The 21343-nt window shown below is 52.1% G+C and carries 17 protein-coding genes and 1 pseudogene; 8 read left to right on the plus strand and 10 right to left on the minus strand.

Annotated features, from left to right (window positions below):
- Positions 1–140: 140 nt before the first annotated feature.
- A pseudogene (locus tag AC1W8Y_RS13130) lies at positions 141–590 on the minus strand (RNA-guided endonuclease InsQ/TnpB family protein); the annotation flags it as partial.
- Between the two features lie 231 nt (positions 591–821).
- Here AC1W8Y_RS13130 and AC1W8Y_RS13135 point away from each other — a divergent pair.
- Entirely contained in the window at positions 822–1121 is a 300-nt protein-coding gene (locus AC1W8Y_RS13135; protein WP_482014942.1) for an XRE family transcriptional regulator, read from the plus strand.
- Positions 1122–1184: 63 nt separating this feature from the next.
- Positions 1185–1844, plus strand: a complete 660-nt coding sequence (locus AC1W8Y_RS13140) for a DsbA family oxidoreductase (RefSeq protein WP_482014943.1) — start codon at positions 1185–1187, stop codon at positions 1842–1844.
- A 44-nt stretch (positions 1845–1888) separates the two neighbouring features.
- Here the strand turns inward: AC1W8Y_RS13140 and can are convergent, their stop codons facing one another.
- Both can and argE read right to left on the minus strand, forming a co-directional pair.
- A complete protein-coding gene (can, locus tag AC1W8Y_RS13145) occupies positions 1889–2530 on the minus strand; it encodes a carbonate dehydratase (protein ID WP_482014994.1) in 642 nt (213 codons plus the stop codon).
- Positions 2531–2538: 8 nt separating this feature from the next.
- Entirely contained in the window at positions 2539–3717 is a 1179-nt protein-coding gene (argE, locus tag AC1W8Y_RS13150) for an acetylornithine deacetylase (RefSeq protein ID WP_482014944.1), read from the minus strand.
- A 290-nt stretch (positions 3718–4007) separates the two neighbouring features.
- On the opposite strand from argE, the gene AC1W8Y_RS13155 reads away from it, so the two are divergent.
- Positions 4008–4820: a peptidylprolyl isomerase gene (locus tag AC1W8Y_RS13155; protein WP_482014945.1), complete on the plus strand. Its 813-nt coding sequence runs from the start codon at positions 4008–4010 to the stop codon at positions 4818–4820.
- Positions 4821–4864: 44 nt separating this feature from the next.
- Here the strand turns inward: AC1W8Y_RS13155 and AC1W8Y_RS13160 are convergent, their stop codons facing one another.
- The 3 genes from AC1W8Y_RS13160 to AC1W8Y_RS13170 all read right to left on the minus strand — a co-directional run bounded on the left by AC1W8Y_RS13160 (position 4865) and on the right by AC1W8Y_RS13170 (position 7752).
- Positions 4865–5419, minus strand: coding sequence for a YaeQ family protein (locus AC1W8Y_RS13160; protein WP_482014946.1), 555 nt, complete (start codon positions 5417–5419; stop codon positions 4865–4867).
- Between the two features lie 36 nt (positions 5420–5455).
- Positions 5456–6637: a pyridoxal-phosphate-dependent aminotransferase family protein gene (locus AC1W8Y_RS13165; protein WP_482014947.1), complete on the minus strand. Its 1182-nt coding sequence runs from the start codon at positions 6635–6637 to the stop codon at positions 5456–5458.
- Positions 6638–6783: 146 nt separating this feature from the next.
- Complete coding sequence (locus tag AC1W8Y_RS13170; RefSeq protein WP_482014948.1) at positions 6784–7752, minus strand: hypothetical protein; 969 nt, start codon at positions 7750–7752, stop codon at positions 6784–6786.
- 149 nt (positions 7753–7901) lie between these two features.
- Here AC1W8Y_RS13170 and AC1W8Y_RS13175 point away from each other — a divergent pair, with 149 nt between their 5' ends.
- From AC1W8Y_RS13175 to AC1W8Y_RS13190, 4 genes are read left to right on the plus strand one after another with little or no spacing between them, the layout of a single operon-like run.
- Complete coding sequence (locus tag AC1W8Y_RS13175) at positions 7902–8621, plus strand: haloacid dehalogenase type II (protein ID WP_482014949.1); 720 nt, start codon at positions 7902–7904, stop codon at positions 8619–8621.
- A complete protein-coding gene (locus tag AC1W8Y_RS13180; RefSeq protein ID WP_482014950.1) occupies positions 8622–10112 on the plus strand; it encodes an efflux transporter outer membrane subunit in 1491 nt (496 codons plus the stop codon).
- A complete protein-coding gene (locus tag AC1W8Y_RS13185) occupies positions 10109–11245 on the plus strand; it encodes an efflux RND transporter periplasmic adaptor subunit (protein ID WP_482014951.1) in 1137 nt (378 codons plus the stop codon). The genes AC1W8Y_RS13180 and AC1W8Y_RS13185 overlap by 4 nt, the downstream gene beginning before the upstream one ends.
- Positions 11242–14322 carry an efflux RND transporter permease subunit gene (locus AC1W8Y_RS13190; protein ID WP_482014952.1) on the plus strand — a complete coding sequence of 1027 codons (3081 nt, stop codon included), beginning with the start codon at positions 11242–11244 and terminating at the stop codon, positions 14320–14322. Before AC1W8Y_RS13185 ends, AC1W8Y_RS13190 begins: the two co-directional genes overlap by 4 nt.
- A 36-nt stretch (positions 14323–14358) precedes the next feature.
- Here the strand turns inward: AC1W8Y_RS13190 and AC1W8Y_RS13195 are convergent, their stop codons facing one another.
- Complete coding sequence (locus AC1W8Y_RS13195; RefSeq protein ID WP_482014953.1) at positions 14359–15576, minus strand: ABC transporter substrate-binding protein; 1218 nt, start codon at positions 15574–15576, stop codon at positions 14359–14361.
- Between the two features lie 281 nt (positions 15577–15857).
- Between AC1W8Y_RS13195 and AC1W8Y_RS13200 the strand changes: the two genes are divergently transcribed.
- Positions 15858–17501 (plus strand): flavin-containing monooxygenase, encoded by a 1644-nt coding sequence (locus tag AC1W8Y_RS13200; protein WP_482014954.1) that lies wholly within the window; start codon positions 15858–15860, stop codon positions 17499–17501.
- A gap of 59 nt (positions 17502–17560) precedes the next feature.
- Here the strand turns inward: AC1W8Y_RS13200 and AC1W8Y_RS13205 are convergent, their stop codons facing one another.
- The 3 genes from AC1W8Y_RS13205 to AC1W8Y_RS13215 form a co-directional block, all read right to left on the minus strand.
- Complete coding sequence (locus AC1W8Y_RS13205) at positions 17561–19285, minus strand: ShlB/FhaC/HecB family hemolysin secretion/activation protein (protein ID WP_482014955.1); 1725 nt, start codon at positions 19283–19285, stop codon at positions 17561–17563.
- A gap of 167 nt (positions 19286–19452) precedes the next feature.
- A complete protein-coding gene (locus tag AC1W8Y_RS13210; protein WP_482014956.1) occupies positions 19453–19878 on the minus strand; it encodes a response regulator transcription factor in 426 nt (141 codons plus the stop codon).
- Positions 19879–19979: 101 nt separating this feature from the next.
- The gene (locus AC1W8Y_RS13215) at positions 19980–21215 is read right to left on the minus strand and encodes a serine hydrolase domain-containing protein (RefSeq protein WP_482014957.1); all 1236 of its coding nucleotides are present in this window, start codon (positions 21213–21215) and stop codon (positions 19980–19982) included.
- Positions 21216–21343: the final 128 nt, after the last annotated feature.

Here is a 21343-nt window from a genome sequence, read left to right on the forward strand (position 1 = left end):
CCGTCAGACCGGATCGCACGTCGAAAGAGGTTTGTGCGTGGTCACGCGCGGGATGTTGTAGCAGAGGCCGCAAGGTCAATGCGAGAGCCCGCGAACCCCTCGCAATCTGCCTCCAGAACCCCCTGCCTTTAGGCATGGGGAGAGTTCAGTTCACCCAAAACGTCACGACTCTTGCGATAACGCATCCAGCCCAATTTGGGGAGAAAGATACGGCGATTACTTTGATCGAGCTTGCATCCTTGTGGATAGCGATAGCTGTCTGACTGACCCTTCTTCTTAAAGCGAGGAAAATCTGCACGCTTAGAGAAAAAGTTTTTATAGGCACGCTCTAGATCTTTCAGCGTTTGCTGCAAGGCTTGACTTGGGGATTCTTTGAGCCAAGCAAGATTCGGATCTTGCTTCCACGACGGTAGCAAGTTTGCCAAGACGGTGTAGCTGAATCTGATGGTTTGATCAGAGGCGTACTGCTCTTTTTGCCACGCCAATGCTTTGTTGAAGACGAAACGGCAAGCGCCTGCAAAGCGCCGCATATTGCGCTGCTGTTGACCATGAGGCATCAGCTCAAATTTGTACGCTTGCAATCGCTTCATGCTGTGATTATATACAGCAGCATGTGTTTTCACACGATAGAAACATCTAGGACAGCTACGCTGTCCGTGCTATTCATCCTCGCCCTGAACGCCGAGGTTTTCCGCACAATTTGATAAAAAAACAAATTATTTAATTAAAACATCTAATTAAATAATTTTTTAATATAATTTTACAATGTGATAACATAATTAATATATGTGAAACATGCAAGGACAAGTAGGATGGCAGGGATGACTTACGATGAGTTCAAAAATCATCTGGGCAAGGCTGGCGTCACCGCCTATCAGTTTGCGGACTTGACAAAAATGAACCGCAACTCGGTCACGAACTGCTCTCAAAAGGGCACGGTTCCCTCGCATCTCGCGGTCATCGCCGCCCTCATGGGCGAGATGCATGAAAACAAACTGGATTTTCGACGCATCTTGTCAAAGATTGAACTAGAGCCAAAACGACCCAGAGGGGGTGCTGGCAAGGGGCGTTTTGGTGCCAGCAAGCAAATTGATCTGGCCCTTGGTGATCCTAACGAATGATCTTCAGCAGCAGTGCTTAAGCGATAGCGACAAGGCGGTTGCTCATCTATTCCGGAGTCAAGTATGAGTCGAATAATAAAAATTGATTTTGTTTCGGATATTGCTTGCCCTTGGTGCGCCCTAGGCTTTGCGAGTCTCGAAAAAGCGGTCGAAAACTTGGGGCCTGATTTCAATGTCGAGATTCGCTGTCATCCATTTGAATTGAACCCGCATATGCCCGTGGGTGGTGAAGAAATCTTCGAACATTTGCAAGCTAAGTATCGGGCGACGCCAGAACAAGTGCGTGCGAGTCAACTGAAATTTTTATCGCGAGGTTTAGCCGTTGGCTTGGACTTCAACAATCGCTGTGGGCAACGCATTTACAATACGTTTACCGCGCACCGCCTGTTGCTGTGGGCGGGTGAAGAGGCAGACGACGATACTGCCCAGCGTCGGTTGAAGAAAGAGTTGTTGACAACGTATTTCACCCTTAACGCGAGCCTTGACGATCATGAGAACCTGCTCGACGCAGTCAGTCGTGCGGGTCTGGACGTTGAGCGGGCAAGAGAAATCTTGGAGACCAATGCGTTTGCAGAGGAAGTCTGTGCCGAAGAAACCTTCTACGCGCAAGCGGGGATCACAGCGATCCCAGCCATTATTTTCAATGACACACATTTAATCGAAGGGGCCCAGCCGGTTGAGCGTTTCGAAACCGCGCTAAAACAGTTTTCAATGGCAGAGTAGAACGACGCTGTCGGCCGAATTGACGGCACCGATCCACAGACCGCTTATTTGCTGATCAGCATTTTCTGCCGTTCTTTCATCTCTTCGGGATTTGAAATATTCATATCCAGATCGTTCAACAAACCATCTTTTAAGCCGTACACGCAACCATGTACCGTCAGCACTTGGTCACGAGCCCAAGCATCTTGAACGCTGGTGGTCTGGCAGACGTTAAACACTTGCTCCATCACATTGAGCTCACACAAGCGATCGAATTTGTCTTGCCGATTGTCGAGACAATCTAACGCATGCTGGTGCTTGTCCTGTACATCTCTAATGTGACGAATCCAGTTATCGGCAAGGCCTACCCTCAGGTTGCTCAGTGCCGCATTCACCCCAGAACAGCCATAATGCCCCACCACCATGATGTGCTTGACCTTCAGCTGATCAATGGCGAATTGCAAGACAGATAGGGCATTGAAATCGGTGTGAACCACCATGTTGGCAATGTTTCGATGAACGAACACTTCGCCCGGCGCCAAACCAATAATCTGATTGGCCGGCACTCGAGAATCAGAACAACCAATCCAAAGATAATCTGGATTTTGCTGGTTCGCCAAGCGCTGGAAATATTCTGGATCGTTGTCAGTGACTACTTTGGCCCATCGGCGATTCTGAGCAAACAGTTTCGCCAACGGCGAATCGATGTTAACCGTCACAGCAGAACCTCTTCTGTCATGCGCACACGAAGCCGATCCAAGAAACCAAGACAAGCTTCAAGTTGACTGATCTCAATATATTCGTTCGGTTTGTGAGCAACAGCGATATCCCCGGGGCCGACAACAATACAAGGAATACCAGCATGTTGAAGCCAACCGCCATCCGTCGCGAAGGATACGCGTCCGAGCAACTGATTGCGGGCGAGCGCCGTCCCAAGATAAGTGATCTTTGCATCAGCCGGTGTATCCAATGGCACGGCGTTGGCTATCGTTTCAAAGGTGATGTCAGATTGCTCATAGATCTTGCGCATTTCGATCTTGAGTTTCTCCGCATGCGCCTGAATCCGGCCAATCAACACGTCGGAATTAGCGCTTGGCAGCGCACGACAATCGAACACAAATTCGCAGTCTTTAGCAACAATATTGGGCGCCGCGCCCCCGTGAATCAAGCCGGTTTGAAGCGTGGTGTGCGGCGTTTTAAATTCAGGGTCAAACGGCCCCTCTGCGCGCAATTCGGCCGAGAGCCCCCTGATCTCATCGATCAGTCTTGCGGCATATTCGATCGCATTCACTGCCTCAGGGGCCATCGATGAGTGCGCTTCCAGGCCTCGGACTTTGCATCGTGTCACTCGCATGCCTTTGTGCCCCGTCATGACCTGCATCATCGTTGGCTCACCGACGAAACATCCGGCAGGTTGAATATTGGCTGCCTTCAGGTCTTTGATGAGGGTTTGAACCCCGATACAACCTGTTTCTTCGTCGTACGTCAGGCCGATATGCATCGGTTGCATCAACGTCGACTCAAGGTAGGCAGGTGTCATGGCCAACGTAGCAGCGATGAAACCCTTCATATCAACGGCGCCTCGCCCGAATATCTTACCGTCGGCGATATGCGCTTTAAATGGATCTGTATCCCATGCCTGACCGTCTACTGGCACCACGTCAGTATGCCCACAGAGTACGATGCCAGCACGATCGGCGCGACCAATCGTCGCAAACAGGTTGGCTTTTCGTCGGTCAGCGTCATAGGACAACCGTGCGTCAACGCCTAAACGAGCCAAATAATCGCGAACGAACTCAATGAGTCCCAAATTCGATTCCCGGCTTGTAGTATCAAAACCGACAAGCGTCTTAATTAATTCGATGGTTGTTTGCAAAGCTAACGGGTCAGACATAGGTTGCTCGTTTATTCAAATCAAAGGGCGACGCATCGAGGCTGCGCCAATCAGGTCAAGGTCAGCTCACCGTTCAAGCTGAAGTAGGTTTTTACCTTGTTTTTCAGCGATGCGCTTACATCCTGCATCACCAGTCGGATGCTACTGGCCGTAGTCACTCAACAGAAGCGCTCGGCCTGATTCGGGGAACCTTTAGGCGATGAACCATCTAAGCAAATGCTCTGAATCTGTTTTCGTTTTAAAATAAAGACGTCATTACGCATTTAACATTCTGTTTTTTATAGGTTTTTATGAATATCACTCGCCAAGTTTTTGCGGTTTCTTTACTGGTCTTTGCAAGCTTGTCTGCGTCAGCGAAATCCGATAGTGAACTGCCCGCCGGTGTCATTGCGACCGTCAACGGCACCGCTATCCCCCAGTCACTCATGGATCAAAGCGTACAGGCAAGTATTGCCCAGGGGCAAAAAGACTCGCCTGAGTTACGCCAAGCCATCAAACAAGAACTCATCGGTCGCGAGGTCGTTGCTCAAGAAGCTACCCGCCTGAACCTGGACAAAACACCCACTGCTCAGATTCAGTTCGCACAATTAAAGCAAAATTTCTTAATCGACCTCGCCGTGATCGACTATTTGAACAAGCACCCAGCCTCCGAGTCGGATCTTAAGGCAATCTACGATGATCAAATCCAAAAGCTCGCCGATGCACAGCAATATCGGCTTAGATTGATCACCGTGGCGACTGAGACCGAAGCCAAACAGTTGTTGGCTCAAATCCAACGATCAAAAACTGACAATTTCGCATCGCTTGCGAAAGAAAAATCGATCGACGGTAGCAAATCGACAGGTGGCGCCTTGGATTGGGTGACATCAACTCAAATTATCCCCGCTATTGGCAACGTGATTGTCAATCTGCCCAAAGGTGGGATCTCAGCGAGCCCGATACAAACGCCTGCTGGCTGGAACATCGTCCGCGTTGAAGACAAGCGCCCATTCAAGGCACCATCGTTCGAAGAAAGCAAAAAGCAGCTCGCCAATGACTGGGCTCAGAAAACTCGCCTGCAGTACGCTCAGCAGTTACGTAGCGCTGCAAAAGTCGTCGAATAAAGCACAAAAAGGTGCTCAGCGCGCAGACATGCATGGTCTGTTGACTAACTGCGCTGAGCCCTCTCGCGCAACATCAGTGCCTCGATGGTGACGTCGCCAGCAGCACTTGAGACAAAAATCGAACCGTCTTGCACGTGAACATTGATATCCATGCTGGATGCAACCAAGGTGTCTAGCGCCTTGGTTTGCTCAGCGGGAAACGCAATGACGGTCAAGTTTCTAGCCCGTTCCAACTTGTTTGCAATGGGTTCCCACCATAGCTTGGCCACCTGCCGCGCATAGCAATAGACCACCACCTCGTCTGATCGTCCGCACGCCTTTAATATCCGTCTCTCGTCCGGCTGGCCGACATCCACCCAGAGGCTGATCGAACCCGTCAAGTCTTTTACCCAGAGATCGGGCTCATCCACCTCACTCAAGCCTTTGGTAAAGGTCAAAGCGTCAGAAGCTTGCAACGCAAAGGCGACCAAACGCACCATCATGCGCTCTGTGGTCTCTGAGGGATGTTTCGCCAGAACGACGGGGTAACTGCCGTAATGGTGCAGATCCTGATTGGCGACGTGCAGATTGGCTTTATAGATGGTTGCCCGAAGTGCCACGTTAATGCACCCCGGGTCGATGACTTTTGCCCTGAGTCAAGACAAGGCCTCAATTGCCGCGTTGACGCCACCCGCGGTGAACTTGATGCCCATTTTGTTGAACGTCGCCTCTGTCCCAGCCAAACAGCCCAGAATCATGGGCTCGTTCAGGCTGCCAAGATGACCAATCCTGAAAACCTTGCCCGCGAACAGGCCAAGCCCACCGGCCAGTGCAACGTTAAACTCGCTGCGGGCCACCTTACGGATGGCTTCCGGGTCAATGCCTGGTGACACCTGGATCGCGGTCACCGCGGTGGATCTTGTTTCTGGGACTTGACAGACAAAATCCATGGTACCCGCCTGAGACCAGCACGTCACGGCCGCATGAACCGCTTTGGATAGCCGCTGGTGACGCGCGAAGACGTTGGCGACCCCCTCTTGCTCAATCAGGCTGAGCGATGCCTCTAAGCCTAAAATCAAGTTCTGCGGTGGCGTGCCGCAAAACTTGCCATAGCCCATGGTGCTCTTGCGCTTGACCCAATCCCAATAGAATCTGGGCATAGGGTTTTTTTCAGCCACTTTCATGGCACGTTCATCGACGGCACAAAAAGCCAAACCAGGGGCTGTCATCAGCCCTTTCTGGGTGGCGCCAACCACCACATTGGCACCGACAGCATCCATTGAAAATGGGGTCGTCATAAACGAAGCCACAACATCCACGACAAACAGTGCCGGATGATTCACGGCATCGATCACGCGACGTACTGCGGCCATATCATTCGTCGTTGAGCTTGCGGTATCAGTATGCACTGCAAACACGGCAACGATCTCGTGCTTTGTATCTGCACGCAATGCCTGCTCGATGGCCTCGTGATCCAACGGCAACCCGACATGGTAGGGCGTGCGAATCACGTTAATCCCAACACCTTCGGCCATCACCGCCCACGATTCAGAGAAATGGCCCGTGCCTGCCACTAGCACCGATTGGCCTTGAGACGCGATATTGACGTTGGCAGCTTCCCAGGCCCCATGCCCATTCGATCCGTATAAAAAGACATCGGCACTCTTGGCATTCAATAGCGTTCTTATCCCGTGCTCACAGGCTCGAATTGCGTCTTCCCCGCGCGGATCCGAGGTATCCATGGGTTGGTTGCTCATCGCATCCAAAACGGGTTTAGGAATAAAAGTCGGACCAGGGGAGTGCAAAAAACGAACGCCGGGATATTGAAAAGTTGCCACTGAAGTCGCCTTAGACAAGGTGTTAGATTGGTAATATCAAAGATAAAGCAATTAGTTTAAATCATGGTGAGTATCAAGGCGTCGCGCACCCCGGTTGAGTCCGGTGTGAAATCCCGTGTGAACCGATGGATTCGTCAGCACTTGGGTCACCGTACACAAGCAGTCCCTGCGGTGGCGGTCGATGTCGGATACAGTTTGCCGAGCCAAGCGTTGTGCGCTGCGCCCCAGGTCGTTCGTTGATGACCGACTGCCCGGCCGATATTGATTGCTCCCCACGTTGCTGCATGCGCCATTAATTCATCATGGGTGACATTCTGTGCTTTCGTTGTGTTGGCATAAGTCGCAAAGCGAATTTGCTGATAACAAACGGGTTCGGCGGGATGGGCAACTTTTTGCATCAAACGCGACGTGGTCAGATGGTCAGGATGATCGTCTGGGTTTAACCGATCATCATCTTCGCTTAAATTTAGTCGTACCCAGGTCGATCCCATCGACTCTCGGGAAACAATCTCACCGAGAGTGGCCTCCAACTCTGCTAGCGTGTATCGATTGCTCTTATCGACGGCTTCAATCGTGGGCGACAATCCGTTCACGAGATTCGTTAAACTCTGGTGGCTGGTCAATTCAAAGCCGGTACCTTTTTGGCCTCCGTCGGGCAGGTTCAAGTCATACATCACAATGTTGGGGCCAAAGGTGCGCCGCTCGAGTCGATGGTCACCTATTAGCACCGGATCGACTTTCAACGACGGTGCATTGACCCCTGTCATGCTCACCATGAACAGCACCGCGCTTTCATGGCCGAGACGGCGGGCAATCCAGTAGGGCTGGTCGGCATCGCCATTGCCAACGCCATAGCCAGCATCACCTGCTGTGGTCACGATAAAGACCTTCTTCGCCTTGGGCTGCTGCACAAAATCCTGCAGGACCTGAACCCCCATAAACAACTCGATATCGTCGGGGTGTGCCCCCACGTAAAACAAGGTGGCTGGTAACTCATGTTCAGGGCGAGTCGTCGATTGCGCAAACCGATGCAATTTACCCGCAATCACTGAGTCTGTCGTGTCAGTCGCGTGTAAATCAACCGGATTCACCGCACAGCCAGTCAAGACAAGCATGAGCACTGCTAGCAAGCGAGTGGTTATCCAATGACGGTTCATAAATCGGCGGGGTCTGACGGATGTTGATAGCAAACTTTGTGTTTTACCTTGAAATCGGCAAATATGCTAACTTGACTTCAAAATAACGATCTTCAGGGTTAACCGTGATGGCATTTCATCCCACTCAAGTCAAGGCAATGGTCTTTGATACTTTCGGCAGTGTTGTCGACTGGCGAGGCGGCATCACGCGTGACCTGACTGCTTGGGGTAACGCCAACCAGATAGAAATCGATTGGCATGCACTGGCCGTTGCCTGGAGAGCGCGCTACCAACCGCAGATGGAAGTGGTACGCAAGGGGCAAAGGCCCTATACCAAGCTCGATATCCTGCACCGCGAATCGCTTGAATACTTGATCCCTCAATTCGGGCTGGATCACTTGACCGAAGCACAACGGGTGCACATCAACAAGGTCTGGCATCGTTTAACCCCTTGGCCTGACGCTGTGCCCGGTCTTTCACGTCTCAAGAAAAAATACATCATCGGGCCGCTCTCTAACGGCAACGTCGCGTTGCTGACCAATCTGGCCAAATTCGGGGGGACTGACTGGGACGTTATCCTTTCAACCGAACTCTTTAAAGGCTACAAGCCACAACCCCAGACTTACTTGGGCGCCTGCGAAATCCTTGATTTGTCGCCCGATGAAGTCATGATGTGTGCAGCACACAATTACGACTTATCCGCCGCACGTGCCGTCGGGTTAAGAACTGCCTTTTTTGCCCGCCCCACCGAATATTCACAAGATCAGACGACTGACCTCAAAGCAGACAAGGACTGGGACGTGATCGCACGCGACATCGAGCATCTGGCCGATCAGATGGGGGCTTAGTTGTTTGCCCTGCCTTACTTGCCATTGCAATCATGGACAAGAGCAAGTGTCGTCATTGGTCTTCTGCTTGGCTTAGCAGGGTGTATCACAGTCGGGCCCGATTTCGATGCGAAGAAGGCGACCGACGTAGAAAACCAACCCGTTCAATGGTCGGCGGCACAGCCCCATGGTGCGAGTTTGCAAAATCTGCAAGACTGGTGGGGGCAGTTTCATGACCCACTGATGGTTCTGCTGATCGAAGCGGCACAAAACCAAAGCAATTCAATGGCACAGGCCGCACTCAAAATAGCCCAGGCCAGAGCAACGCTGATCTCGCGCCAGGCAGCCGCGCTTCCTGACATCAATGCTCAGGGGACGAACAGTCGCGGGACAACGGTTCTCACCGCCATCACCGTTGGCACCACGAGTCAAGCACAACTGCAAGCGAACTGGGAATTGGATTTATTTGGTGGACTCAGACGTAGCGCTGAAGCTGCTCAGGCCCGTTTAACCGCTGAGGTGGCGAACTGGCACGCGGCTCGTATTTCTGTGGCTGCCGATACGGCCAATCATTACACCAACTATCGTGCCTGCGAGCAATTGCAACGATTATCCGAAGACGACGCGCGCTCTCGTGCCTCAACCGCCGGATTGACTGATCAACTTGCTGCTATCGGTTTTCAATCACCTGCCAATGCGTCTCTCGCTCGTGCAAGCGCGGCCGAAGGGGCTGGCCGCGCCGTTGCACAGAAAGCTGAATGCGATCTCATTATCAAAGCGCTCGTTGCGATGACCGGCACGACTGAAACGGACCTGCGCAGTCAACTGGCGGTCAATGCCGCGCAGTTACCGCAACCCGTCGACTTTGACATTAATCAGGTGCCGCTGAGCGTCATATCGCAAAGACCTGACGTTGCGGCCGCCGAACAACAATTAGCGGCAGCCAGTGCTGATATTGGTGTCAGCGTCGCCGATCGCTTACCGCGCCTTGCGTTAGCGGGCAACATCGGGCTCTTGAATTTCAGCACCAGTGATGGATCACTGAGCGGCCAGACCTGGTCAATCGGTCCCTCCATCAGTTTGCCGGTCTTTAACGCAGGACGCCGTGCAGCCAACGAAGAAACTGCTTGGGTTGCCTATCAAACGGCTGAGACTCAGTACCGCAATCAAGTCCGCCTCGCCGCGAAAGAAGTGGAAGAGGCGCTGGTAACGCTAGAGAGCCTGCGGTTAAGGGATGACGATGCACTGCTTGCCTCAAATGGCTACCGCATGTCGTTACGTGCAGCAGAAGAAAAATATAAATTCGGTTTGGCCAGCGTGCTAGATCTTGAAGAAACTCGACGACTTTCCTTTAATGCGGATAATACGCTCGCATCGGTGCGACGCGATCACGTGAATGCCTGGATCGCGCTTTACAGAGCAGTGGGTGGCGGTTGGCGTTCGGGCGAACTCGACCAGCCGATCACTGCCTTTAAACGAACAACCATTGATCCCCAGAGCCATCAGCGATGAAACGTCTCCTTTTACTATCTGCGTTTGCAGTTGGCATTTTGCCGCTAACGCCCGGGCACGCAATTGCAGCAGAGGGGCTCGCCAAACCAGTTCTCACCGTCACGGTGGCCCACCCCGTGACTGCAAAAATCGCCGCTTCAATCTCGGCGAACGGTAGCATTACCGCTTGGCAAGAAGCGTCGATTGGTGCCGAAGTGGGGGGGCTACGGATGGCAGAGGTCAAGGTCAACGTTGGTGACCGAGTCAAACGCGGTCAAGTGCTAGCCAGTTTTGCAACCGATACAGTCAACGCTGACTTGGCCGTGTTGAAAGCGCAGGCATCGGAGGCTGCAGCAGCGCTCTCAGAAGCTCAAGCCAATGCCGCACGCGCCAATAAGTTAAAGGACTCAGGTGCGCTATCTGCACAGCAAATCAGTCAATACCTGACGACCGAGCAAACCGCCAAGGCAAGGCTTGAAGCCGCTAAAGCGCAAGTCGGCGTGCAAGCCCTTCGGCTTCGCAACACCGAAGTGAAAGCCCCCGATGATGGCCTCATTTCATTTCGCCAAGCAACCGTCGGTTCGGTCGTACCAGCAGGCACTGAACTATTCAAGATGGTGAGACAGGGACGCCTCGAATGGCGTGCAGAAGTGACAGCCGAAGAGCTCGGTCGAATCAAGGTTGGCACGAAAGTGTTTGTTTATCCCGCCAGTCTCTCAAAAAACCAAGGATACGTCATGGGTTCTGTCCGAGTGATTGCCCCCACGGTTGATCCGCAGAGCAGAACCGCTATCGTCTACGTCGACTTGCCTGACATGAGCCAAGACAACGCGACGCTGCGTGCGGGCATGTTTGCTCACGGAAAATTCGACTTGGGTGAAACGACTGGATTAACGCTTGCACAAGAAGCCGTCGTCGTCAGAGACGGTTTTAGTTATGTTTTCAAGGTCGGTGCAGACAATCGCGTTGTTCAGCTCAAAGTGAAGTTGGGCTTGCGCTTTGACAAACGAGTCGAGATTATCGAAGGGGTTGCACTCGACGACGTGATAGCAGAATCAGGGGCAGGGTTCTTAACCAACGGTGATCTCGTTGCGATCGATCGTACGCAAACGGATCCTCAATCTCTCCCTCGAGCAAAGCAGGATCGTGAATGAATTTCTCCTCGCTGTCGATCAAGCACCCCATCCCGGCGATTTTGCTTTTTATCTTGCTGTCTATTGCGGGGTTACTGGCTTTTAAGGCACAAGGCGTGCAGGATTTCCCGGACATTGAACTGCCAACGGTGACCGTTGAAGCAAATCTGCCTGGGGCAGCGCCCGCCACGCTTGAAACCGAAGTGGCTCGCAAGCTGGAGAACTCGATTGCGACCCTTCAAGGGATTAAAAATCTCCGAACAAAAATTCTGGAAGGCACTGTCAGCATCACCGTCGAATTCGTGCTTGAAAAGGAGACGGCGGAAGCCGTCAACGACGTCCGAGATGCCGTCAGTCGGGTCCGTGCCGAACTCCCTGCGGATGTCAGAGACCCAACGGTTTTACGCAGTACGACCGCTGGCAAACCCCTGTTGACCTATTCGATCAGCTCGAACCAACTAGACGAAGAGGCGCTGTCTTGGTTGGTTGACAACACCGTCAGCAAGCAATTGCTGTCAACTAACGGTGTTGGCCGGGTGAGAAGACTGGGCGGTTTGACGCGAGAGATTAAGGTCGAACTCAACCCTGATCGTATGGCCGCGTTAGACGTCACTGCCGCTGACGTTTCACGCCGATTGCGTCAAATACAACAAGAGGCACCTGGCGGCCGAGGCGATATAGGGGGTACTGAACAAGCGGTGAGAACCATTGCCACTGCAAGCTCAGCTGCCGATCTGGACACCTTGGATTTATCGTTAACCGACGGCCGCAGAATCAGACTGGGGCAAATTGCAACCATCACGGACTCGACGGCCGAGCGTCGATCCATGGCGTTAGTCAATGGTCGACCTGTGGTCGCTTTCGAGATCATGAGAAGTAAAGGCGCGAATGAAGTCGCCCTTGCAAAAAGCACACGTGCCGTCATCGATCGACTACAACAAGCCAGACCCGAGGTGGTTTTCAAAGAAGAAATCGATAACGTCGCGCAAACTGAAGAGAACTTTAGAGGATCGATGCACTTACTCTACGAAGGTGCCATCCTGGCGGTGTTCGTTGTTTGGTGGTTTTTACGCGACTGGCGAGCGACCATTGTTTCAGCTGCTGCACTGCCGCTATCGGTTGTGCCTGCCTTTTTAGGCATGTTCTTGTTTGGGTTCACGTTGAACACTGTGACGTTACTCTCGTTGGCACTGGTCGTTGGTATTCTCGTCGATGACGCCATTGTTGAAGTTGAAAATATCGAACGGCACCTGCGCATGGGTAAAACGCCGTTTCAAGCGGCGATGGAGGCCGCTGACGAAATCGGCATGGCCGTGGTCGCAACCACGTTTGCGCTCATCGCAGTCTTTTTGCCGACGGCGTTCATGTCGGGCATCGCTGGCAAATTTTTCAAGCAATTTGGCTGGACGGCAGTTGTTGCTATTTTTGCGTCCTTGGTCGTTGCCCGTTTACTAACGCCCATGATGTCGGCCTACTTATTGAAGGCCACCAAGTCAGGGCATGCTGAAACTCAGGTGGATAGCAGCGTCATGGTGCGCTATCTCAAGTTAGTACATTGGTGCTTAGCGCATCGCGGGCTAACGATGATCTTGGCGACGTTGTTTTTTATGGGATCGATTTCCCTCTTGCCGCTTCTACCCACCGGTTTTGTACCCCCGGCAGATCGCGCTCAAACGATGGTAAACCTCGAAAAAACCCCGGGTAGCACGTTGAGCGACACACTTGCAGCCGCGGAGCGAGTCAGAGCGAAGCTCACGCAAATCCCTGAGATCAAAAACGTGTTCAGCTCAGTGGGCGCAGGTGTCTCGGGTGATGCGTTTGCCGTCGGTACAGCCCCTGAAGTCCGCAAAGCAGCACTGACCCTCCTTTTGACGCACCGCAGCGATCGTCGCGACACTCAACAACAAGTGGAAGGAAAAATACGCAATGCGCTTGCCAATGAGGCGGGGGTAAGAGTAACCGTTGGTGCACAGGAGACTGGCGTGAAGATGCAGTTGGTACTGCAAAGCGACGACCCCGCTGCGCTTGGCGTAGCAGCCCAGTCGCTCGAGCGTGAATTGCGGACCCTGAAAGGAATCGGCAATGTGCTGTCATCAGCAAGCCTAGTCCGTCCTGAAATCATTATCCGACCGGATTTCACTCGAGCGGCTGATCTTGGGGTGACCGCACAGAATATCGCCGACACGATCCGCATTGCGACCAGTGGGGACTACGATGTCAACTTACCCAAGTTAAATTTATCAGAGCGACAAGTACCCATCCGCGTCAAACTTCCTGACACCTCACGGATGGATATCGAGTCATTAAAACGGTTGACAGTGCCGGGTCGCGCGGGCCCGGTGTTGCTGGGTAATGTTGTCAACATGACGATAGACAGCGGCCCAGCGCAGATTGACCGGTTGAATCGCAGTCGTAACGTTTCGCTTGACGTGGAGCTAGGCGGTCGAACGTTGGGCGAAGTCTATGCAGAGGCGCTGGCGTTACCCACCCTGCGTAACCTGCCACCCGGGGTCAGACGAGCAGAATTGGGGGATGCACAAGAAATGGCGACCTTGTTTGCTAGCTTTGGGCTGGCCATGTTGATTGGCCTCTTGTGTATTTACATGATCTTGGTACTGTTGTTTCACGACTTCATGCAACCCATCACCATTTTGGGAGCACTGCCGCTATCGATTGGCGGGGCTTTCATTGCGTTGCTCATCACGGGCAAGAGTTTTTCGATGCCCTCATTGATTGGTCTCCTGATGCTGATGGGGATTGTGACCAAGAACTCGATTCTGTTGGTTGAATACGCGATCGTCGCCAGACGCAACGGCATGCAGCGCTTTGAGGCACTGATCGATGCGTGTCACAAGCGGGCAAGGCCCATTGTGATGACAACGATCGCCATGACGGCGGGCATGCTGCCTATTGCCATGGGCTTAGGTTCAGACCCAAGCTTCCGCTCACCGATGGCAATTGCGGTGATTGGTGGTCTCATCACCTCAACCTTGTTAAGCCTCTTAGTGATCCCCGTTCTTTTTACGTATATCGATGATCTGGAACGTTGGGCACAAAAAATAACAGGCAGAAAGTCGGTCGCCCCACTTTCTACCTGATCAGTTACTTCGGCGAAGTATGGTTATTTTTTTAGTTTATTTTTTTACTAACGGGCAGGTGCTTTCTTCCAATTTACGGAAAATATCCTCGCCTTTCAGATCGGCCACGATGTTATAAAAATCCCAAGGACCTTTCGATTCTGAAGGCTTCTTAACCTGCATCAATTTCATGTCGTGAATCATCCGACCGTCTTCCGGACGCACATAACCATTGGTTGCAAAGATATCGTTGACCTTGTTCGACTTCATCCACTTCATGACAACATCAGTGTCAACAGAATGTGTTTCTTTGACCGCTTTCAAATAAAAGCCTACCGCCGAGTAATCGCCCACTTGATTCATATTGGGGACAAATTTCGGAAACTTCTCTTGAAACCGTTTGGTAAACGCACGGTTTGCGTCATTGCTGTTCCAGTACCAAAAATCGGTTAGATACATGCCTTGAGTGGATTCGAGACCCAACGCATGAATATCATTGATATAAACCAGCAATCCGGCCATCGTCATTGTTTTGGTCACACCAAACTCGTTGGCTGCCTTGATGGTGTTCACCGTGTCGCCGCCTGCATTGGCCAGACCGAGAATTTTGGCACCTGACCCTTGCGCTTGAAGCAAGAACGAAGAAAAGTCCGCATTGCCCAACGGCACTCTCACTGCCCCCTTGACCGCACCGCCACCGCTGTTCACGACAGCCGCTGCGTCGCGCTCGAGAGAATGACCAAACGCATAATCCGCCGTAATGAAAAACCAGTCTTTGCCCCCTGCCTTCATCACCGCGGAGGCCGTGCCGCGCGCTAGCGCAACCGTGTCGTAAGCGTAATGGATCGTATAGGGACTACACTGCACCCCCGTAATATCCGAAGACCCGGCGCCTACCGCCAAGAGGGGCTTTTTCTTTTCTTTCGCCACGGTACTCATTGCCAGCGTCACCGCAGAGTTTGATCCACCGATCAACACATCAATTTTCTGCTGGTCAAACCATTCGCGTACTTTAGAGGCTGCAATATCGGGCTTGTTTTGGTGATCGAGCACCAGCAGTTCAATTTTCTTGCCATCAATCATGCCACCTGCATCAGCGATCGCCATGCGGATAGATTCGGCACCCATGGGGCCATCAGTGTCTGCATACAGCCCAGACATATCGGTCGCAAAGCCGATCCGAATCACATCGCTGGTAATTTCTGCCTGTGCGAATTGCGACGTCAAGCCAAAGCCAGCAAGTGCTAGCGCACTAGCAAGTAAACGTAATTTCATTCATGTCTCCAAATTATCAAGCAGTCAAACGGTCGAAATGCCGCTCACCGAGTCTTTCGTGCTTTTGACTGCACTTCGTCCTAGTATATCTGCCGAAAGACACTTGCTACCAACGAGAAATATCAGGGTTTGCACCCAATGCAGGGTTTAGCCGCCCGCCCGACTCCACCTGTCTTGCTGACATTTATCTCTGTTTACAGCGACAGGATTTGCTTTAAGATAAGCTCAACAATCAATAAAAATTACGGTTTAAACCCATTTTCTGAGACAAGAGTTCAACCATGTCAATTGTTGCAAGCACAAATAGCAAACCCGTTTCAAAACAAAATGCCACCGAAGTCGATGCATTGATTATTGGGGCTGGATTTTCAGGTCTTTATCAATTGCTGTCCCTACGTGACAAATTGGACTTGACCGTGCAAGTCATTGAAGTGGCTGATGAGGTCGGCGGTACTTGGTATTGGAACCGCTACCCCGGCGCCCGGTGTGACTCTGAAAGTCATTCTTATCAATATTATTTTTCAGATGAATTAGTCAAAGAGTGGGCATGGACACAACGTTATCCTGACCACGCTGAGATTCGTCAATATCTTGGTCACGTTGCTGATAAATTTAATTTGAAAGCGAACATCCGCTTCAAAACGCGCGTGACTTCAGCAAAATATGAGCAAGCGAGTAACCGCTGGTACATCACCACGGACGCTGGCGATACCTATATTGCCAAGTATTTCATTACTGCGGTAGGTTGCCTTTCGTCAGCAAATATTCCGAAAATTGCTGGGCTGGATTCCTTCGGCGGACATTGGTACCACACGGGGCAATGGCCACACGAGGGTGTTGACTTCACCGGTAAGCGGGTCGGTATCATTGGCACGGGCTCAACGGGCATTCAAGCGATCCCCGTGATCGCCGAACAAGCCAGTCACTTGACGGTGTTTCAGCGCACGGCGAACTACAGCATCCCTTCTCGTAACGCGCCCTTGACAGAACAGTTCAAGCAGTTTGCGAAAGAAAATGTGGCCGATATTCGGCACGTGATGCACACCAACACGAATGGCCATGCCTTCCGAATGGTGCCTCGGTCAGCCATTGCTACCCCTGCCCAAGAACGTCTCGCCATCATGGAGAAAGCCTGGCAGAAAGGCGGTCTAGAGTTTCGAGCCTGCTTTGAGGATATCCTGACCAACAAAGACTCGAACGATACGATGGCCGAATTCGTTCGTGGAAAGATTCGGGCCATCGTTAAAGACCCCATGAAAGCCGAGGTGTTGGCTGATATTGATCACCCGTTTGCGACAAAACGTCCTCCTGTCGATACGCACTATTTTGAGACTTACAACCGAGACAACGTGTCGATTGTTAATTTGCGAAAAACGCCCATCGACGCGATTACCCCGAAAGGTATCAAAATCGGTGACGACGAACACGAGCTTGACATCATCGTGTTTGCCACAGGCTTTGACGCCATGACCGGCCCCTTGCTCAACATCAATATCACGGGCAAAAACAACCTCGCCCTCAAAGACGTTTGGTCGACCGGTCCTCGAAATTATCTGGGGCTACAAATACCAGGGTTTCCGAATATGTTCACCATCACCGGGCCAGGCAGCCCATCCGTGTTGTGCAACATGCCCGTGGCCATTGAACAGCACGTCGATTGGATCACGCACTGCATTGCAGATATGCAAGCCAAGGGATTGCAAACGATAGAGGCAACGGCGAAGGCCGCCGACGATTGGGTACAAGAGGTCAATGCGGCCGCGAACGCCACCTTGCTTCCACAGGCGAAGCACTCGTGGTATCTCGGCGCCAATGTCCCAGGCAAACCCAGAGTATTTATGCCATACGCAGGTGGTATGGCCAACTACAGAAAAATATGCGATGACGTTGCGAAGAACGCTTACACCGGGTTTCAGCGCGCCTAAATCTGGTTATTTTGATGTCAATCGTTGATCGACCGCTGCCTCAGAGACGAAAACCCCGGCTAAAAGGGGTATGTTGCTCTGATCCAGCCCTGAACGCCACGGTAGGCACTATCCACGTTCAGCTGCTGGCCGCTTGAGTTGTAGAGTGGATTGTCGCCGACCCGAAACGCAACAGCACCGTTGACTACCCAGTTTTGGTAGGTAAATTTTGCGGTTGGACCGATCGCGGCAAGATAGTATCCATTACTGGCATTAGTCAGACCTTGCCAGTTGGGATACAGGTTCGTGTATTGCTGAACATACCCAAGATCGACGAATGCACCGAGTTGCCAGAATTCGTTGTATTTATATTGCAATTCGTTGCTTAAGATGACCCCTTGGCTTCCACCGCCCTGGCTCACAGGATAGGCTCGTACTGCATAGGGCCCACCCATGTAGATTTGTTCCGACGAGTTTAAGTTGGTATTCGCCCACTGACCCGAAGCTGAGAGAACCCACGACGTGTCCGGTAGCCACTCAAGCTCTTGCGTTCGGGTCGCATTGAAGGCCACTTTTAGGTAATCGCCTGCGGTGGCAGGCCCACTCGCGTCCGAGGCCGCTTGGCTCTGATTATTAATTGTCAGATTACCGAAAGTAGCGGTGAGCCCATAGGAAACCAACGATTTTGGGGTATCAGTCCAACTACCATTGATGCCCGTACTAAAAGCCAGAATTTGGTAGTTGCTGATGTTGGCACCCGCTTCGCTGTTTGAGTACCCGCGGCTCTCCAAGCCAAAACGCACTTTGATGACATGGTCTGATTCGCGCAGGAGAGGATAGACGGCATTAATACCCATCGTGCTTGCAATACCGGTACTTTGGTTCGTACTGAAGCTCGATAAAGTCTGATACTGCAGATAACTACCCTGCGCCCCCAACCGCCATCCCGCATAACCCACCGGCAACGTGTAGCCCAATTGACTGTAAACAGAACCTCGCGATGTGATGAGGTCGAGCGTGACTTGATCCCCGATACCTGACGGGTCGTTCATCGCTAAATTACCAACCACTTGTTCAACACCGGTACTTGCCGCCCCGTAATTGCTCAAGGCAACCTGCCCAGTAAACAGAGGGGAATCGCTCAGTTTGACCCGAAAATTGCTCTCACCAGAGGTATTGCCGGCCTCGAACTCGCCTGTCGCGCGGACACCGGGAAGATCATTCACAAGCCCTAAGGTGGACTCGATGGGCTTAGTATCAATGTAGGGCGTACCCAATACCGTTCGGCCAAAATAGAGTCTGATCATCTCGGCATCGACTCTCAGCGCCTGATTCGGATCGGCCGCTTCAACGATAATGCCACCGAGTTTCGCTTCGATGACATCGATCAGCACCAGTCCATCTTCAATATCCTGGGGTGGAACGCTTGCTTGACCCAGATATCCTCTTTTTGAATACCGCTCTTGCACGGCAGTCACCACGTCTTTCAAATCATTAAAGCTGATGGGTCGATTTGACCAAGGCTTAACCGCTTCAAGCAGATCTGCTTCACTGATCAGGCTATTGCCTTTGAATTTATAGCCTTTGACATCAATTTTTTGCTCATCTGCCGCTGCCTCGGCGGGTTTCGGTGCCGGCACGTCGGCAGGCTTTTGATTGGATTTGGATTTTTGCGTTTGCAACTGCAACTCTCGTTGCAGCGCCCCAGCATCCTGCGCCGAAGAAGGTTGGCTCAGCGGCGCCACAATCATGACGATTGCGACGCTCAGCATCAAGCGGTAGTGATGAGCCTTCACTTTAGACACCAGAATAATTCACGCCTTTAACGTGCGGATCAAGGGAAATTGACGCCCATGGCAATAGGGCGAGTCGATCCGGTCACTCGCCACGCTGCATTGTAGTGAAGCAAAGATCGTATGTCTTGCATTCAATTCATGCAGTAACACCATGATTACCCAGCTTTTCATGGATTTCATTGGAGACGAGACGGTTGCTGTCGGTAGGGTGCAACACCCGCCAACAGATCCACAAACGCGGTTTCCGTCACCGTCAGCAAATCTTTCATCTGGAAAGGTTTCAGCAAAAAATCAACCGCCCCCCCTTTCATGGCTTTGACACTCTCGTACACGGTGCTAGATCCAGAAATAAAAATAATGGGCAAATCCAGACCTTTAGTCGCTAAGCTCGTTTGCAACTCGACCCCGGTCATATCGCCCATCCTCACGTCCAATATTAAGACCGCAGGCCAACGAGGCTGTTCGACAGACAAGAAGTCAACGGCCGACGCAAACGCAATGACGTCGTAGTGCGCCAATTCAAACGCGTGCACGAGCCCCAACCTGATCGATGGATCATCATCGACCACATAGACTGTTTTGTTATTGTTCTCACATGCCATAACGTGATAATCGATGTAACCAATAAGCTCGGACCAATGCCCTCATTGTATATCCGTCTACCTAAGCATTAAAGTCATGCTTAGTATAAATGAGTGAGTCATCACTCACTCATGGCGCCATAGACCAGATTTTGCACTTGCTCGCGATAGTATTTGCGCAAATCGCCTGGTGCTGCCGTCCCCAACACGACAACTAATTCCTCTTGAGGATCTGCAAAGAAGGCAGTTCCGTAGGCGCCGTTCCAAGTGAACTCACCCACATTACCTGGCACTGCAGCTATCCCCGGTTGGGTACGGACTGCAACCCCCAAGCCAAAGCCATAACCTTCTCGGTGAGGTTCAATCCCAGCGACGAAGTTCTGGATGTCGGTGCCGAGATGATCTGACGTCATCCACGCTACGACTTGTGGGCTCAAGATGCGTTTTCCATCCAAGACGGCACCGTTGACGAGCATCTGTCCAAACCGAAGATAGTCACCCACGGTGGCAAACGCACCGGCACCGCCACAATCAAACTTGGTCTCATGCGTCAAGAAGCGGATCTGCTGCGGCTTGCCATCAAGTGGATTATTGGCAAAGGGCTGAGCGAGCAGCGATTTTTTTTCTGCAGGTACGCGAAATGTGGCGTCCGACATTCGCAAGGGTTGCCAGAGTGTTTGCGCTAAAACGTCACCCAGGCGTTTTTGGGTGACTTTTTCAATGACCGCGCCCAATACATCCGAAGAAAAACCGTACTCGAAAGCGCGTCCCGGCTGTTGCATCAGCGGCAGTTTCGTCAGTCGTTCAATAAACTGGTCGATATCGCCATCGATGGGTGGCGCATCACCGGTGGGATAGCGCTTTGCCACTGGATGATCGCTTCGTCCGCCGTACGTCAACCCGGACGTATGGCGCAGCAAGTCGTGAATCAAAATCGGGCGCTGTTGCGGTTCGAAGCTGAGACTGCCGTCCACCTGCAATACACCAACCTGCATGTCCGCAAACGATGGGAAATAATCGGTCAGTTTCGCTCGAAGCGGCAACAAGCCCTGTTCGGTCAAGGTCAGCGCTGCCACCGACGCCATGATCTTAGTCATCGAAGCGAGGGCAAAAACCGTGTCTGTCGTCATCGGCACAGCGTTCACCCGGTCACGATAACCAAAGGCTTTGTGATAGGCCAGTTTGCCACGTCGAGCGATTGCCAATACGGCGCCAGGGACTCTTTCTGCAGCGATCTCTCGATGAAAAAAACGATCGATTCTGTCTAGTTTTTCTGGTGTGAAGCCGATGAGTGCGGGCGCTACGGCAGGTAAAGGCGGTTGCACAGAAAATCTCTCGCGGTCGTTGGCTTGTTTCATGATTAGGGTCCTCCTCTCTTTTTGTGTCGTCTTTGGTCGTTCCCGACTCTCTAGATCTTAACGAGCTGATACCTTTCAAAGTCCAGTCCGCAGACATCGTATGATAGACGTTGGGCGAGCCCGAACTT

It is taken from the genome of Jezberella sp., from assembly GCF_964834465.1.